This is a genomic window from Haladaptatus sp. W1 (genome assembly GCF_001723155.1).
Lineage (GTDB): Archaea > Halobacteriota > Halobacteria > Halobacteriales > Haladaptataceae > Haladaptatus > Haladaptatus paucihalophilus.
The window spans coordinates 1-14,980 of sequence record NZ_MEIH01000331.1 but is presented as its reverse complement, the minus strand read 5'-3'; the positions used below and the strand labels follow the sequence as shown (position 1 = coordinate 14,980).

Below are 14,980 nucleotides of genomic sequence, written 5' to 3'. Positions count from 1 at the left end.
GGAACGGGATTCATCGGTCGACCTCCCCGAGAATCACGTCGAGGCTGCCGAGCGTGGCGACGAGGTCGGGGATGTACTCCCCGTTGGACATCTCACCGAGCGCGGAGAGGTTGCAGAAACACGGACTTCGAATCTTGAATCGGCCGGGCTTGTCCGTCCCGTCCGAGCGGATGTAGATGCCGAGTTCCCCTTTCGCGCCCTCGACCGCGCGGTACGTTTCCGTGTCCGCGTCCGGTTTGAGGGTCCGGGGGACGTTCGACTGAATTTCGCGTTCGTCCTCCGGCCAGTCTTCGAGCAGGTCGACACACTGGTCGATGATCTTCGCCGACTCCTCGACTTCGCGCATCCGAACGAGGAGGCGCGCGTAGTTGTCACAGCCGTCCTCGGTCACGACGTCCCAATCGAGTTGGTCGTAGTAGCCGTAGGGGTCGTCGCGGCGCAGGTCGTAGTCGATGCCCGATGCGCGAGCGACGGGACCGGTGACGCCGTACTGTTTGGCGACCTCGGGTTCGAGAACGCCGGTTCCGATGGTCCGAATCTGGAACAGCTCGTTGCTCGTGATGAGGTCGTGGTACTCCTCCAGCGTCGGCGGGAGGTCGTCGAGGAAGTCCCGAATCTTGTCGAAGAAGTCCTGACGCGGTTCCGGGATGTCCCAGACGACGCCGCCGAGGCGGAAGTAGTTGAACATCATGCGCTGACCGGTCAGGTCCTCCAGGATGTTCTGGACGATTTCGCGGTCGCGCATCGCGTACATGAAGATAGCAGTGAAGTCGCCGTAGATGTCGAGACAGAACGTCCCCAGCGCCAGCATGTGCGATGCGATACGGCAGAGTTCGGCACCCATCGTCCGAATTATCTGCGCGTACTCGGGCACGTCGAGGTCGTTCAAATCTTCGGCCACGCGCGCGTAGGCCCACTCGTTGAGCAGCCCGGCGGACGCGTAGTCCCAGCGGTCGGGGTACGGCATGATCTGGTGCCGGTAGGTCCCGTTCTGGGCCATCTGCTCCTCACAGCGGTGGAGGTAGCCGATGTCCGGGTCGACGTCGGCGACTTGCTCGCCGTCGAGCGTCGTCTTCAGGTGCAACACACCGTGGGTCGCCGGGTGGTGCGGCCCGATGTTCAGGAACATCGTGTCCGAATCCGCGTCGTAGTGGTCGTCCTGAATCGGGTTCTTGTGCTCCTCGAACGAGACGATTTGTGGCCGGTCTTGGTCGTAGTTCTGCGCCAGGGGGTGGCCCTGCCACGTCTCGGGGAGGAGGATACGACGAAGGTCCGGATGACCGTCGTAGTCGATGCCCACGAGGTCGTAGGCCTCCCGCTCGTGCCAGTCGGCGGATCGGTAGACGGGTTCCGCGGTCTGGCTCGCGGGCGCATCGGTCGGCGTCGGCACGACGACGCTCACCTCTTGGGTCGGGTCGGCGTACTTCTTCAGGTGATAGACGCTCTCGTAGCGGTCCTCGTAGTCCTGTGCCGTGACCATCGAGAGGTGGTCGAATCCGGCCTCGTCGCGCAGGATTGTCAGTGCGTCCTGCACTTCGTCGGGTCGAACGACGAATCCCGGCGCGTTAAGATGTTCCTCGCGGCCGATAACGTGGTCACCGAGCAGCGCGGCGAGCTGGTCGCCGTCGAGTTCCTGCGCTGCCGGTACTTCTCGTTGCGAACTCATGGTGAATCAGCCCAGTTGTAGCGCATGACGAGCGAGTCCTCGTCGATTCTGTCGGCGAGCGTGTCTACCAGTTCGTCCTGTTCCAGGTCCCCGAACTGTTCGAGTTCGTAGGGCTTGACCGTCACCGGGCTGGTCTCGCCGTTGGCGACGCGCTCTTGGAGCTTGACGACGCCGTAGACGAGTGCCTCGGGGCGCGGCGGGCATCCGGGGACGTGAATGTCGATGGGGATGACCTCTTCTGCGCCCTTGATGACGTTGTATCCTTCCTGGAACGGGCCGCCGCTGATGGCACACGACCCCATGTTCACGACGAACTTGGGTTCGGGCATCTGGTCGTAGACGCGCTTCATCCGCGGCGCGAACTTCGAGACGACCGTCCCGGGGACGATCATCACGTCGGCCTGCCGCGGCGACGCACGCGGGACGCCGGACCCGAAGCGGTCCAAGTCGTGTTTCACCGCGTAGGTGTGCATCATCTCGATACTGCAGCACGCGATACCGAACTGCAGCATGAACATCGACGACCCCCGCACCCAGTTCATGAACTTGTCGAACTTCGTGAGGATGAACGGCGACGCGCCGAAGGCCTCACGGAGTTTCGAGTTGAAGCGGTCATCGACACCCTCGCCCATCCGAGCCTCGCGGGTCTTCGTCTGGGGGGCTGTACTACCGTGTATGTATTCCCGTGGTTCGTTGCTCATTGTTCCATACTCCGTTGCGTTCCGCGGGGGCTACGAACCCACCGCACCGCTCCGTTGCGCCAGGCCCACGCGAGCCCGACGACGAGAACCGCGATGAAAACCAACATCGGGACGAGCACCGTCGCAAGGCTGACGCCGCTGTCGATAGCGTTGCGATAGATGACGGTCCAAGGGAAGATGAGGACCGTCTCGATGTCGAAGACGACGAACAGCAGCGCAACCATGTAGTATTGGATGTTGAACCGAATGCGCGTCGTCCCGGTTGGAATTTCACCGCTCTCGTAGGTGGCGGATTTTCCCTGTTCAGGCACGCTCGGTCTGAGGAGACTCGACACAGCCATCATACTGAATGGTATGGCGAGTCCCACCAGCACTAGCGCGCCAATGGCTACCCATGGATTCATTACCGGTTTTCTCCTAGCAGGCGGTGTTTTGTGAGCGCACCCCTATAAGCGTTGATTCTTGAGATTCTGGCCGGACAGCGCCGCTCCCGCCTGCATTCCGGCAACTGACGCTTTCTATTCAGTAACGCACCCTTTCTCACCGACGAAATGAATGTACTGAACGATGGTATATACGGAAAAGATACCCGTTATTCGCCGTCGCGGAACGACGGCGTGCCCTCCTCGTGCAGGCGGCGAGATACCGCACCGACGTCCATCTGTAACTCGTCGTGGTAGGTAACCAGTCGTTTCCGAAGGTCGTCGTGTTCCCGCGCGAGGATTTGCACCGCGGAAAGCGCCGCGTTGAACGATTTGCCCGCGTCCACCGCGACGATGGGCGCGCCGGTCGGCATGCCGATAACCGACGAGACGGATTTTTCCTGGACGGGAACGCCGACCACGGGAAGCGGGTACGCGAGCGAGGCCGTCATGTTGGGGAGGTCGGCGGACTTCCCGCCCGCCCCGGCGATGATGACGTCCAATCCGCGTGCTTCGGCCGTCTTCGCGTAACTGTACATCAACTCGGGGGTTCGGTGGGCCGAGACGACGTAGGTTTCGAACGTGAACCGCGATTCGGGCGGGTTCTCGACGTCCGTCACTTCCTCGAAACCGAGTTCGGTGAGCGCGTCGTAGGCGCCCGACATCACGTCCAAGTCGGAGTCGCTCCCCATGATGATGCCGACTTCGGGCGTCTCCTCCGTTGGTCGGTCGCGGTTCGCCTCGGCTTCGAACTGTTCGATGAGCGTCGTAACTGATTCTGCGGTGGTCATTGGAACGTGAGTGAGTCGGTGAGTTCGCGCGCCTCTTCGAGCAGGTCGGTGAGGGTCGATTCGTCGTCCGCATCGGGGTCGTCGCCGACGAGCGTGACGTGTCCCATCTTCCGGAGCGGGCGGACTTGGCGTTTGCCGTACCAGTGGAACGCCGCGCCGTCGGTCGAGAGGACTCCCTCGACCCCGGAGAGGGCGGCGGTTTCGGGTTCGTCGACGTCGCCGAGGATGTTCGAACTCACGACCGGACTGCGGAGGTCCGTCGCGCCGAGCGGATACCCGAGAACGCCGCGAGCGTGCTGTTCGAACTGCGAGGTCAGCGCGCCTTCGATGGTGTAGTGACCGGAGTTGTGCGGTCGGGGTGCGATTTCGTTGACCGAAATCTCCCCGTCTTCCCCTTCAAATAGCTCGATTCCGTACGTTCCGCGCCCCGACAAAGCGGACAGCACCTCGCGGGCGACCTCCTCGGCGCGTTCCCGAACCTCGTCGGAGGTCCGCGCGGGAACGACCGTCTGCCGAAGGATTTCCTCCTCGTGGACGTTCTCCCCGACGGGGAACGTCGCCACCTCGTCGTCTCCCTTGACGGCGATGACCGAGAGTTCGCGCTCGAAGGGGACGAACTCCTCGACCATCAACTCGCCCGAGACTTGCGAGAGCGCGTTGTCCACGTCGTCCTCGTCCTCGACGGGGACGTTGCCGCGCCCGTCGTAGCCGCCGCGCCGCGCTTTCAGCATCATCGGGTAGCCGAACTCCTCGCCCGCTTTGAGGAGATCCTCGCGGGAATCGACGGGGCGGAAGTCGGGGACCGGAATTCCGCGGTCCTGCAGTGCGCGCTTCTGGACGAGTTTGTCCTGAATGGTTCGAAGCGTGGCCGGGTCGGGGTGGACCGGAACGTCGTACTCCTCGCCGACCGCTTCGAGCACGTCTGGGTCGGCGAGTTCGATTTCGAAGGTCAGCGCGTCGCTTCGCTCCGCCAGTTCTCGAATCGCCTCCTCGTCGTCGAAATCGCCGACGATTTGGTCCCGAGCGACCAACGACGCGGGACAATCCGGCGTCGGGTCGAGGACGACCAGTTCGACGCCGAGCGGTGATGCCGCCTCCGCGAGCATCCGACCGAGTTGCCCGCCGCCGACGACGCCGAGGGTGAGCGGTGATGCCGTAACCATGTCGTCCGAAGGCTATCCCTGTAGGTGCATAAGATTTGCCAACTCGGACGATAAATGGGCACGAACGTGTATCGACTCGCGGATGGATTACGCGGCTCGGTTCGCTTCCCGAAGCGCGCTTTCCTTGATGTAAATCGTCGTCGGCGCACCCCAGAGCGTGAGTTCGTGGTCGTAGACGCGATAGCCGTCGAGGTACTTCTCGACGTCCTCTTTGCGCGACGTCCGCGTGATGACGACCGGCGGTTGGCGGGTTTGGAGGGATTCGTTGTCCAGCGTGCTGTCCACGTTCGCGTCCACCATCTCGGTGTACCACGGGAGCGGGAGGCGGTTGTACCAACTGTTGGACGGCGGCCATAGGTCGTTGTTCGCTTCGTTCGGGACGTAGAAGACGTACGAACTGTCCTCGTTCAGATAGCCGTAGTACAACACGTCGGTTCCTTCCCGGTTCGCCTGCGAGACGCGCTGTACCTGCTCCATCGTCGGCTTGATTCCGTCGGCGGGTTGACCCCACTGCACGATGTCGTTGTGGTGTTGGCCGCCGAACAGTCCCGGCGCGTTCGCGTCCTGCGGGTGGAGATACACAACCGTTATCGCCGGGAACGCGACCTGCACGACGAGGAACAGCGCGATGACGCCCGCGGCGGCGGTCGAAAACGTGTCGTCGTCCTCGTACGCCTCCCGACCCCAGTGGTAGATGATGCTCGCGCCGACCGCCGCGGGAATCATCAGCGGGACGATGGCGTGGACAGTCACCCACCCGGCCTGAATGTCGGTCACGAGCGGGTAGCCGAGGACGCTCACCGCGCCCCAGTAGAACGCGAACGAAACGAGGTCGCGCGGACGGTCGTCGACGTACCGCGCCGCGAGGAAGCCGAGGACCGCGAGGACGACCACCACGAACGCGCCCTGTTCGAGAACGGCGATGAAGTGCTCGAGATACGGGAGGTAGGCGTGGCCCTGACTCTTGACCCAGTGGCCGGTGAACTCGTTCCACGACCCGACCGTCGCTTCCGAAATCACCGCGCCCAGCATTCCCGGGTTGGAGACGGCTTTCCACAGTCCGGGACCGCTGGTGCCGTTCGTCCGCGGGGCGTAGAAGTAGACGATGACGACGAAGAACTCCACCACACACAGGGCGAGGTGGGGGGCGAATCGGAGGACGCCCCGCCCCGTTTCGGTGACGGTATCCACGAACGTCCCCGTCCATTCTCGGTCGTGATTGCGTGCGAGAAACAGCCGATGGTCGAACAACAGGACGGCCGCGCCGAGCCACGAGGCGACGTAGAGCAGGGCGTTTTCCTTCGTCGTGAAGCCGAGCGCCAACGCCAGCGTTCCGGCGTACAGGTACCTCGCCTTCCCCGTCGCCTGCGCACGGAGGTAGAAGCCGAGCGCGAACACCATGAACGCCGCGAGAAGCATGTCGTACCGCATGACCCGAGAGTAGTAGAGCGCGACTGGATTGACCGCGAGCAGGAGCGCGAAGGCGACCAGTTCGGAGTCCCGGAGGTGGTTGCGATACAGCCACGCCGCGAGCGGGAGCAGGCCGGTGACGAGCGCGACGGGCAACCGCGCCATGAAGTCGCTCGCGCCGAACAGTTCGAAGAGGACGCTGTTCACTTGCGGGAAGAACGGGCCGTGGATGTCGGCGTGGTAATGCCAGATGCCGGTTTTCTGATACCTGAGAATCCAGTAGCCGACGCGGGCTTCGTCCCAATGGGCGAACCGGTCTCCGAGGGCGAACAGTCGGAGCACCAGCGCGACGACCGTGACCGCACAGATGGAAGCGAAACCCCGATTTCGGGCCGTCCACCCGGAAAGCGGGTGTTCGCTCGAACTCATTGTTCTCCCTCAAGACGCAGGGGGGATACAAGCCTTGCGGAGAGCGGTAGTTCTTTTAGCCGTGCTGGCTTCCCGCCACACATGGTAACGCTCGGACTCGTCGTCGCGGAGTTCAACGCGCCGATAACGGAGCAGATGGAGGAGTCGGCGCGCGAGGCTGCCGCCGAGCGAGGCGCAGAAATCGTCGAAACGCTACACGTCCCCGGCGCGTACGATTCGCCGCTCGCGGCGGACCGACTCGCCCGCCGGGACGACATCGACGGGGTTGCGGTCCTCGGTGCCGTCATCACCGGCGACACCGACCACGACCACGTTATCACGACCGCAACGACGCAGAAACTCACCGACGTCAGCCTGAACCGGGACACGCCGGTCGCACTCGGCATCACCGGCCCCGGCATGTCCGCGGCGGAGGCCCGAGAGCGTACCGACTACGGTGCACGGGCGGTCGAAGGTGCACTCGACTTAGTGGAGGAACTACAATAATGGACTTTTCCGACAGGATTCAACGTGTCGAACCGAGCGCGACGCTCGCTATCAGCAGCCTCGCGTCGGAACTGGAAGCCGACGGCGTAGACGTCATCGACCTGAGCGTCGGGGAACCGGACTTCCCGACCCCGGCGAACGTCGTTGACGCCGCCGAAACAGCGATGGAGGAGGGCCACACGGGCTACCCGCCGTCCAAGGGCGTCCCCGAACTCCGCGAGGCTATCGCGGCGAAACTGCAGGACGACGGTCTGCCGTACGAGGCGGATAACGTCATCGTCACGCCCGGCGCGAAGCAGGCGCTCTACGAGACGGTACAGACGGTCGTGGACGACGGGGACGAGGTCGTCCTCCTCGACCCCGCGTGGGTGTCCTACGAGGCAATGGTGAAACTCGCGGGCGGCGACCTGAACCGCGTGGACCTCGCGCCGCACGACTTCAAACTCGAACCCGCTCTCGACGACCTCTCTGCGGCCGTCTCGGACGACACCGAACTGCTCATCGTCAACTCGCCGTCGAACCCGACCGGCGCAGTCTACTCCGACGCCGCACTGGAAGGCGTCCGCGACTTGGCGGTCGAACACGACATCACGGTCATCAGCGACGAGATTTACGAGCGGATCACCTACGGCGCGGAGTGCACCAGCCTCGCCACGCTCGACGGAATGTACGAGCGCACCATTACGGTCAACGGCTTCTCCAAGGCCTACTCGATGACCGGCTGGCGGCTCGGCTACCTCGCCGCCCCGGAGGAACTCGTCTCGCAAGCGGCGAAACTCCACTCGCACTCCGTCTCGTCGGCGACGAACTTCGTCCAACGCGCGGGCGTCGAAGCCCTCCAGAACACCGAGGACGACGTGAACGAGATGGTCGAGGCGTTCCACGAGCGCCGCGACCGCCTCGTCGCCCTGTTGAAACAGCACGGCGTAGACGCCGGAACGCCGGACGGTGCGTTCTATCTGATGATACCGGTGGGCGAGGCGCAACGCGCCTCGGATGCGAGCGGTGATGAACCGCGAGCGGACGACCAGCAGTGGTGTGAGGACGCGCTGGAGGAGGCGCACGTCGCTACCGTTCCGGGCAGCGCATTCGGCGCGCCCGGCTACGCTCGCGTCTCCTACGCGGCGAACTTGGAGCGAATCGAGGAAGCGGTCGAGCGGTTGGTCGAGAGCGACCTGCTCTGAAGGGGTCGGAATAGGATTCGAGGAACGTTTCCGTCCGAAGAATCACGCGGTCATTCTCTTCTATTTCGTTCGACATCCGGGCCGTACTGCCCCCGGCTTCTAATATAAGTCTACGGTCGAAAATGACGACGATGTGAGTTCCGCCTCAGATTCCCATGCCCATCAGGTGACTGCGGAGCACGTCGTCGTCCTTGTTGCCCTCGCCGGTGTTGAGGATGACGACGGTGTCGTCCTCGCCGAACTCACCCTGCTGGGCGAGTTCCCACGCCCCGCTCGCGGCGGCGGCGCATGTTGCGCCCATCTCCAGGCCCTCCTTCTGTGCGACCGCGACCGCCGAATTGAGAATGTCCTCGTCGCTGGTCGCCACCGCGCCGCCGTCGCTTTCGCGGAGCGCGTCGAGAATCATCGGGCTCGCGCCGGGGTCGGGAATCTCGATGCCGCCGCAGATGGTGTCCGGCGTTTCCCACGCCTCGTGAACGTCCTTTCCTTCGTCCCACGCCTTCACGATGGGCGCACACCCGGTCGCTTGGGCGGCGTACATCGACGGGAGGTCGTCGGTCAGTCCCAAGTCGCGGAACTCCGTTGCGGCCTTGTGCATTCCGACGAGACCGACGCCGCCGCCGGTCGGGTAGACGATGGCGTCCGGGACCTCCCAGTCCATCTGTTCGGCGATTTCGTAGAACATCGTCTTCTTCCCCTCGTGGCGGTAGGGCGTGACGAACGTCTTGACGGAGTACCAGTCGTCTTCCTCCTCCATCGCGTCGGCGTAGGCCGCTCCCGCGTCGCCGATGCGCCCCTCGACGACTGTCATGTCGCCGCCGTGGACGTTGACCATCGCCTTGTTCGTGAACCCGGCGCGCGTCGGGAGGAAGACGTGCGATTCGAGGTCGGCGCGGGCGGCGTACGCCGCGGCGGATTGCCCAGCGTTTCCGGCCGAAGCGAGCGCGATGTCCGTCGCGCCGTGTTGGGCCGCCGCGGTCACGGCCATCGTCTGGCCGCGGTCCTTGAACGTCCCCGTCGGGTTGCGTCCCTCGTCCTTGAACAGGACGCGCCCGACGCCCATCTCCTCGGCGAGGTTCGGACACTCGACGAGCGGCGTGGCTCCTTCGTCCATCGTCACCGCCGACTCGCGGGTGAACGGCAGCAGTTCCGCGTACTTCCACATCGTCTCGAACGGGCGGGATTCGAGGTCCGCACGCGACACGTCGATTTCGTCGTAGTCGTAGTCCGGGTCGAGGATGCCGCCGCAGTCGGGACAGCGGTGTGTCCCCTCGTCGGCGTCGAACGTCTCGCCACAGTCCACGCACGTCAGTCCGATGAATGCGTCCGTCGTCTCCATGCCCGAAGGTGGGAAGGCGGACCACTAAGCCCTGTTCATCCCCCGTCCCTTTTGCCCCTGCACCGCAACTGTCGGATATGAAACCGGAAGCCGTCCGGTCCGTGCTCGTCGACCGCGTCGAAACCCGCCGCGAAGCCCTATCGGAACGCTGGGGCGACGTTCCACACCGGGTTCGTCCCGTCATCGGCGTCGCGGAGTACGACTTCCCGGCGACGCCGGACGAACTCTTCCCGTGGGTCGCGGTCTGTTTCGTCGTCGAGGACGGACGCGTCTTGTTGGTACAGGACTCCGGCCACTCGTCGGTGTGGGAACCGCCGGGAGGGAAAGGCGAGGTGCGTAGCACCTCGAAGAAAGCGAACGGTGAAAACCGTGAGCAGGGCGAAGCGCTCCGCGCTTCGGAAAAAGCGAGCGGTGGATACCGCGAGCAGGGTGAAACTGAGGAGTCGGTCGCCGAAACCGCCGAGCGGGAAACCCGCGAGGAGACCGGCATCGAGTGCGACGTCACCGACCTGCTGTTCACCGAAACGCTCCGGTTCGACTACGGGAACGGCGTCCCCGTGCCGGTGTTGCAGGCCGGATTCGTCGCCCGTCGGGTCGGCGGGGCGATTCGACCAACCGCGGCGGAAATCGAATCGCTGCGGACGTCACGGTAGCGGCCCTCGGTTCGGCTCCCTAACTAGGTCGGCCGAGAGACGTTTATTACGGACGACCGACCATCCTCCATGACCACTGTCATCGTCGCCGGGGCGGGCCTCGCGGGACTCGTCGCCGCCCGACATCTCGCTCGGTTAGGACTCGACGTACAGGTGTTCGAACGCGAGCCGGACGTCGGCGGTCGAGTGCGGACGCGATACGAAAACGGATTCGTCCTCGACCGGGGATTTCAGGTGCTCTTTACCGCCTACCCCGCCGCGCGGCGGGAACTCGACTACGGCGACCTCGATTTGCGGTATTTCGCCCCCGGCGCGGTGCTCGCCCGTCCCGGTCGTCGGTCGGTACTAGCGGACCCGATTCGTGACCCGGGCGCGCTGTTCGGGTCGGCGACGAACCGGGAGGTCCGCTTCCGCGACAAACTCCGAACCCTCCGACTTCGACGGGAGCTGGCCCACAAGCCGACCCGCGAGATTTTTTCGGGCGAAGACCAGTCCATAGAGGAGTACCTTCGCGCGAGGGGCTTTTCCGACTCCTTCCGCGAGAACTTCGCCGGGCCGTTCTACGGCGGCATCACCCTCGACAGGTCCCTTGCGACCTCGAAGAAGGTGTTCGAGTTCACGTTCAAGATGCTCTCGACGGGTAAAATCGCCGTTCCCGCCGACGGAATGGGTGCGATTTCGAACCAATTGGCCGAGTCGGCGCGGCTCGCTGGCGCGACGATTCACCTCGGAGAGGGAGTGTCGGCGGTCGAATCGACGGGCGACGAGGTGAGCGTCGAGGTCGGCGGAGAAACCGTCACCGCCGACGCGGCCATCGTCGCCACCGACCCGAAATCCGCCCGCGAACTGACGGGTGTCGAGTCGATTCCGACCGACGCACGCGGCTGTGTCACCCAGTATTTCGCCCACGACGAACCGCTCCCCGGCGGGAACAGAATCGTGCTCAACGTCGGGGACGACGCGCCGAACGAAATCGTGCCGTTGTCCGCCGTCGCGCCCGAGTTCGCGCCCGGCGATTGGGAGCTGTTCTCCGCGACGTTCCTCGGGACGCCCGCGGAATCGGACGACGAACTCGCGGCGACGGTCCGGGAGACGCTCCGGCGATGGTTCCCTGACCGGCGATTCCCGAACCTCGAACGCCTGCACACGGACCGCATCGAGTTCGCGCAGTTCGCCCAGCCGCCGGGGGTGTTCGACGGTCTCCCCGGCAACCGAACCGGCGACGAATCGATGTACCTCGCCGGGGACTATACGGAGGCGTCGTCGCTCAACGCCGCGATGGAGAGCGGACGAAAGGCCGCGCTGGCCGTGTACGACGATATGCGATGAACGCGCCACCGCGAAGGTATCGGCGGCGACAGCAGACCACAGGCTACTGCCGTCCATCGACTACAACAGCTTCCGAAACTCTCCGAGCGGCGGGAAGCGATAGGTCTCGTCGGCGTCCTCGTCGCGGACGATGGGACAGAGCGGGTCCGTGCCGGCGACGAGCGGGGACTGGAAACCGGATCCGCGAACGTCGTTTACCACCATTCCGCTGGCGAGGCGGGTGAACGCGGGGAGGACGAGGACGTCCGAATCGCGGTACGTTTCCGATCCCGAGAGGTAGCACGGTCGGCGCTTTCCCTCGATTTCGATCGCCGGATGGTCGTGTCCCACGACGTACCGCGGTGCCTCCCCGTCGGGTTCCTCGTGGCCGTGACAGACCAGTGTGTCGTCCGCGAGTCGGTACTCGTCGTGCGGGGACGCAAGTTCGCCCAGCCGCGTATCGTGGTTTCCGCGCACGGCGACGAGGGTCGCGTCCGCGTCCGCCGCGAGCGCTTCGAGGTCCGCGAACGTCTCGGAGACGCCGTTCGGCAGTCGGTCGAACGCGTGGAGAACGTCTCCGGCGAGAACGACTTCGGCGGGTGAAAATCGGTCGAGGAGGGCGTCGAATCGCGCCGTCAAATCGGTCCGTTCGCCGAGCGGCAGCGAGACGTTCGACGCCGAGTCCCGGCCGATGTGGAGGTCGGCGAGGACGAGCGCGTCGGCGTCCGCGAGGTAGGCCGCTCGGTCCGCGAACTCAACGGCCGCCATCGGCCCGGATGCTCCGGTGAAGGTCGTACTCCCGTCCAGAGACGAGGTAGATGATGTCCTCGATGACCGTCAGCAGTTCCGGGAGGTCGCGGACGACCAACCAGAGGATGAAGACGAGCGCGACGACGGCGAGCAGTTGGCTGAGCACCCTGTCCGCGATGAAAAACGAGACCATCCGGGGGTCGGTGTAACCCGTGATCGTGGTGACGGGACCGACGAAGAACTGGAACCATTGGTTGCCGAACGCCACCGCGATGAAGACGTTGCGGACGACGTTCAACACCCAGATGATGACGATGGCGAGCGTGAATCCGCGGAGCTTTCGTCGGAGGGGTGCCCGGACGGCGGCGATGAGGCCGCCGAAGATGCTCATGCTGCCGATACCCGTGCAGGCGAGGACGAGATAGGTGTAGTACTCGTGGCCCGTGCTGTCGGTGAAGATGAAGGCGCTGTGGTAGCCGTTTTCCTTCGCAATCGTGAACGCGGGGTCGTATCCGAGCAGTTGGATGACGGCGTTGGTCTGGACGCTCACCAGTTCGACGAGCCACTCGCGGAGCGGTTCGACCGTCAGGAAGGGGACGTAGATGAGTCCCATCGCGGCGACGCCGCGGGACAGGACGAACAGCGAATCCCGTCCCGAGTAGAGCTGATAGCCCGCGTAGACGCACAGGGGAACCGCGACGAGGCTGAGGGTCCCCTCGATGAAACTCCGCATCTCGAACGCGAAACGGGGAAAGAGGACGCCCCAGAACAGCCCGAACAGCACCCACGCGCCCGCGCCGACGGTCCGCGCCAGCTCGCGGTCGTATCGTTCGAGCGCGGCGGTGGCGACGAAGGCGGCGATGACGACCCAAACGAGGTAGTCGGGAAAGGTCGTTGTCAGCCACGGGAGCGGGCCGGGGAGGGCGGCGGGGACGACTCCAATCACGATTCGTCCGTTGTTCTCAGAAAATATAGAGTTGACGCTCTCCGAATCCGCCGTCCGCGGGACATACCACCGGAACGTCGGCGAGTGGACGGTTCCGCCATCCGTCGGCGAATGGAGGGTTCCGCCATTACCGTTCGTGCGTCTCACGGGACGCGGTTTTCACTCGCCGACCGCTGGTATTTTTATCGTCCCGCCCGAGGATTCGGGTATGGCCGACGTGTTGGAGGACAAACGAACCGCAACCCGGTTTCGCATCCTCGCCGAAATCGCTGACCGACAACCGGCGGTGAGCCAAGGCGAGATCGCCGATGCCGTCGGCGTGACGAGTCAGGCCGTCAGCGAGTACACCCGCGGCCTCGTGGAGGACGGACTCGTGGAGAAGGAAGGTCGCTCACGCTATCGGGTGACGAAGGAGGGCGTCGATTGGCTCCTCCAGTCCGCGACGGACGTTCGTCGGTTCGCGGACCACGTGACCGACGACATCCTCGGCAACGTCGGAGAGGACGCGGCGATTGCGCGCACCGATATCGAAGCGGGGACGACCGTCTCGCTCTCGCTCGAAGATGGCCTGCTCCACGCGACGCCGAACGACGAGGGACCCGCGACGGGCATCGCCACGACGGACGCCGAAGCGGGCGAGGACGTCGGCGTCACCGAGTTCGAGGCATCATCGACCTCGAACCGGGACGGGTGACGGTGTATCAGGTGCCGCCGGTTCGCTCCGGCGGCAGTCGAACGGTGGACGGAAAGTCGCTCGCGGCCGCGTGTGAGAACGCCCCGGTGCTCGCCGCGACCGGCGTCGAAGCCGTCGTCGCCCTCCGATCCGCCGGTATCGAACCGGATACGACGTTCGCTCCGGGCGAAGTCGCTGCCGAGGCCGCCGAACGCGGCTTGAACGTCGTTATCGTCGCCACCGCCGACAGCGTGGGGCGCGTCACCGACGCCCTCCGGGACGTCGGCGTCGCCTACGAAGTGGCGAATCTGGACTGAGACGAAAAACCGGTGGGCGACGGGGTAATCAAGTGCAGTGGTTTTTCGCGGTCGTGTACGCCTCCCGAACCCGTTGGAACTCCTCGCGCGAGCCCCCGTGGTCGGGATGCACGTCCTTTACCTTCTCCCGGTAGGCCGATTTGACCTCCGAGAGCGTCGCACCCGACGGGACGCCGAGGATGGCGAACGCGGCCTGTTTCGTGTCCACGTCCGCCTCCTGTTCCAAGGTCGGGGTTTCGAAGGGAAGTCGGTCGCCGAGGTGGTGGCCCGGCATCTCGTGTTCGACGAGTACGGCGTACGTCGGCGACTTCTCGATGCGGAAGAAGGCTCGCGCGTCGAAGGTGATGGCGACGTCCCGCTCGGGAAGGTAAAACGCGACGTGTTGGCCCTCCACGAAGTGGTCCTCGGCGAAGTTCTCGTCGATGGCGCGGAGATACTGACGGATTTCGATCCGTCGCCGCCCCTCCCCGAAGATGTAGGTGGCGTTCGTGGACTGGCGCGTCGGAAACAGCCGAACGCCGACGACGAAGATTCCGGCGATGACGACAGCGGCCGCTAGCGTGAGCCACAAGCCGAGGACCAGCCAGTCTGGCATGCTATGCGTGTAGGACTCGAACGGTAATCAAATCCTCGCCAAACGAGACGCTCGGTGACGCGTTCGGAGGGAAGAAACGGAGACATCCCCGGTCGAACGGTGTTCGCACCGATAGACCAATAACCGGACGAGGACAGCACATTGCGA

14 protein-coding genes and 1 pseudogene are annotated in these 14,980 nt (G+C 64.6%); 5 read left to right on the top strand and 10 right to left on the bottom strand.

From position 1 onward, the window contains the following. Positions 1 to 10: 10 nt before the first annotated feature. The 6 genes from BG842_RS18585 to BG842_RS18560 all read right to left on the bottom strand — a co-directional run bounded on the left by BG842_RS18585 (position 11) and on the right by BG842_RS18560 (position 6,582). Positions 11 to 1,666, bottom strand: coding sequence for an NADH-quinone oxidoreductase subunit D (locus BG842_RS18585; protein ID WP_007978285.1), 1,656 nt, complete (start codon positions 1,664 to 1,666; stop codon positions 11 to 13). Continuing rightward, positions 1,663 to 2,367 carry an NADH-quinone oxidoreductase subunit B gene (locus tag BG842_RS18580; RefSeq protein ID WP_026177672.1) on the bottom strand — a complete coding sequence of 235 codons (705 nt, stop codon included), beginning with the start codon at positions 2,365 to 2,367 and terminating at the stop codon, positions 1,663 to 1,665. The genes BG842_RS18585 and BG842_RS18580 overlap by 4 nt, the downstream gene beginning before the upstream one ends. Next, complete coding sequence (locus BG842_RS18575; RefSeq protein ID WP_007978281.1) at positions 2,364 to 2,771, bottom strand: NADH-quinone oxidoreductase subunit A; 408 nt, start codon at positions 2,769 to 2,771, stop codon at positions 2,364 to 2,366. The genes BG842_RS18580 and BG842_RS18575 overlap by 4 nt, the downstream gene beginning before the upstream one ends. Positions 2,772 to 2,959: 188 nt before the next feature. Continuing rightward, entirely contained in the window at positions 2,960 to 3,580 is a 621-nt protein-coding gene (gene purE / locus BG842_RS18570) for a 5-(carboxyamino)imidazole ribonucleotide mutase (RefSeq protein ID WP_007978279.1), read from the bottom strand. Beyond that, positions 3,577 to 4,743 carry a 5-(carboxyamino)imidazole ribonucleotide synthase gene (locus BG842_RS18565; RefSeq protein WP_069451942.1) on the bottom strand — a complete coding sequence of 389 codons (1,167 nt, stop codon included), beginning with the start codon at positions 4,741 to 4,743 and terminating at the stop codon, positions 3,577 to 3,579. The genes purE and BG842_RS18565 overlap by 4 nt, the downstream gene beginning before the upstream one ends. A gap of 87 nt (positions 4,744 to 4,830) precedes the next feature. After that, on the bottom strand, positions 4,831 to 6,582 hold the full coding sequence (locus BG842_RS18560) for a flippase activity-associated protein Agl23 (RefSeq protein ID WP_069451941.1): 1,752 nt from the start codon (positions 6,580 to 6,582) through the stop codon (positions 4,831 to 4,833). A gap of 81 nt (positions 6,583 to 6,663) precedes the next feature. On the opposite strand from BG842_RS18560, the gene ribH reads away from it, so the two are divergent. Together ribH and BG842_RS18550 are read left to right on the top strand one after the other, a co-directional pair. Beyond that, positions 6,664 to 7,068 carry a 6,7-dimethyl-8-ribityllumazine synthase gene (gene ribH, locus BG842_RS18555; RefSeq protein WP_007978272.1) on the top strand — a complete coding sequence of 135 codons (405 nt, stop codon included), beginning with the start codon at positions 6,664 to 6,666 and terminating at the stop codon, positions 7,066 to 7,068. Continuing rightward, positions 7,068 to 8,252, top strand: a complete 1,185-nt coding sequence (locus BG842_RS18550) for a pyridoxal phosphate-dependent aminotransferase (protein WP_069451940.1) — start codon at positions 7,068 to 7,070, stop codon at positions 8,250 to 8,252. The genes ribH and BG842_RS18550 overlap by 1 nt, the downstream gene beginning before the upstream one ends. A gap of 145 nt (positions 8,253 to 8,397) precedes the next feature. Here the strand turns inward: BG842_RS18550 and BG842_RS18545 are convergent, their stop codons facing one another. Next, on the bottom strand, positions 8,398 to 9,591 hold the full coding sequence (locus BG842_RS18545) for a threonine synthase (protein ID WP_069451939.1): 1,194 nt from the start codon (positions 9,589 to 9,591) through the stop codon (positions 8,398 to 8,400). Positions 9,592 to 9,668: 77 nt separating this feature from the next. Between BG842_RS18545 and BG842_RS18540 the strand changes: the two genes are divergently transcribed. Continuing rightward, a complete protein-coding gene (locus BG842_RS18540; protein ID WP_254663298.1) occupies positions 9,669 to 10,244 on the top strand; it encodes an NUDIX domain-containing protein in 576 nt (191 codons plus the stop codon). A 69-nt stretch (positions 10,245 to 10,313) separates the two neighbouring features. After that, positions 10,314 to 11,573: an NAD(P)/FAD-dependent oxidoreductase gene (locus BG842_RS18535; protein ID WP_069451938.1), complete on the top strand. Its 1,260-nt coding sequence runs from the start codon at positions 10,314 to 10,316 to the stop codon at positions 11,571 to 11,573. A 60-nt stretch (positions 11,574 to 11,633) separates the two neighbouring features. Here the strand turns inward: BG842_RS18535 and BG842_RS18530 are convergent, their stop codons facing one another. Both BG842_RS18530 and artA read right to left on the bottom strand, forming a co-directional pair. Further along, on the bottom strand, positions 11,634 to 12,320 hold the full coding sequence (locus tag BG842_RS18530; protein ID WP_069451937.1) for a metallophosphoesterase: 687 nt from the start codon (positions 12,318 to 12,320) through the stop codon (positions 11,634 to 11,636). Next, positions 12,307 to 13,245: an archaeosortase A gene (artA, locus tag BG842_RS18525; RefSeq protein WP_394327491.1), complete on the bottom strand. Its 939-nt coding sequence runs from the start codon at positions 13,243 to 13,245 to the stop codon at positions 12,307 to 12,309. The genes BG842_RS18530 and artA overlap by 14 nt, the downstream gene beginning before the upstream one ends. A 211-nt stretch (positions 13,246 to 13,456) precedes the next feature. Here artA and BG842_RS18520 point away from each other — a divergent pair. Continuing rightward, positions 13,457 to 14,238, top strand: a pseudogene (locus BG842_RS18520) (MarR family transcriptional regulator). A 28-nt stretch (positions 14,239 to 14,266) separates the two neighbouring features. Here BG842_RS18520 and BG842_RS18515 read toward each other — a convergent pair. After that, positions 14,267 to 14,833 carry a J domain-containing protein gene (locus tag BG842_RS18515; protein WP_069451936.1) on the bottom strand — a complete coding sequence of 189 codons (567 nt, stop codon included), beginning with the start codon at positions 14,831 to 14,833 and terminating at the stop codon, positions 14,267 to 14,269. Between the last annotated feature and the right edge of the window lie 147 nt (positions 14,834 to 14,980).

Coding starts and splice junctions, on each gene's coding strand:
- BG842_RS18560 (WP_069451941.1), bottom strand. CDS start 6,582: ATGAGTTCGAGCGAACACCCGCTTTCCGGGTGGACGGCCCGAAATCGG.
- BG842_RS18550 (WP_069451940.1), top strand. CDS start 7,068: ATGGACTTTTCCGACAGGATTCAACGTGTCGAACCGAGCGCGACGCTC.
- BG842_RS18535 (WP_069451938.1), top strand. CDS start 10,314: ATGACCACTGTCATCGTCGCCGGGGCGGGCCTCGCGGGACTCGTCGCC.
- BG842_RS18565 (WP_069451942.1), bottom strand. CDS start 4,743: ATGGTTACGGCATCACCGCTCACCCTCGGCGTCGTCGGCGGCGGGCAA.
- BG842_RS18580 (WP_026177672.1), bottom strand. CDS start 2,367: ATGAGCAACGAACCACGGGAATACATACACGGTAGTACAGCCCCCCAG.
- BG842_RS18540 (WP_254663298.1), top strand. CDS start 9,669: ATGAAACCGGAAGCCGTCCGGTCCGTGCTCGTCGACCGCGTCGAAACC.
- BG842_RS18545 (WP_069451939.1), bottom strand. CDS start 9,591: ATGGAGACGACGGACGCATTCATCGGACTGACGTGCGTGGACTGTGGC.
- purE (WP_007978279.1), bottom strand. CDS start 3,580: ATGACCACCGCAGAATCAGTTACGACGCTCATCGAACAGTTCGAAGCC.
- BG842_RS18530 (WP_069451937.1), bottom strand. CDS start 12,320: ATGGCGGCCGTTGAGTTCGCGGACCGAGCGGCCTACCTCGCGGACGCC.
- BG842_RS18585 (WP_007978285.1), bottom strand. CDS start 1,666: ATGAGTTCGCAACGAGAAGTACCGGCAGCGCAGGAACTCGACGGCGAC.
- BG842_RS18575 (WP_007978281.1), bottom strand. CDS start 2,771: ATGAATCCATGGGTAGCCATTGGCGCGCTAGTGCTGGTGGGACTCGCC.
- ribH (WP_007978272.1), top strand. CDS start 6,664: ATGGTAACGCTCGGACTCGTCGTCGCGGAGTTCAACGCGCCGATAACG.
- BG842_RS18515 (WP_069451936.1), bottom strand. CDS start 14,833: ATGCCAGACTGGCTGGTCCTCGGCTTGTGGCTCACGCTAGCGGCCGCT.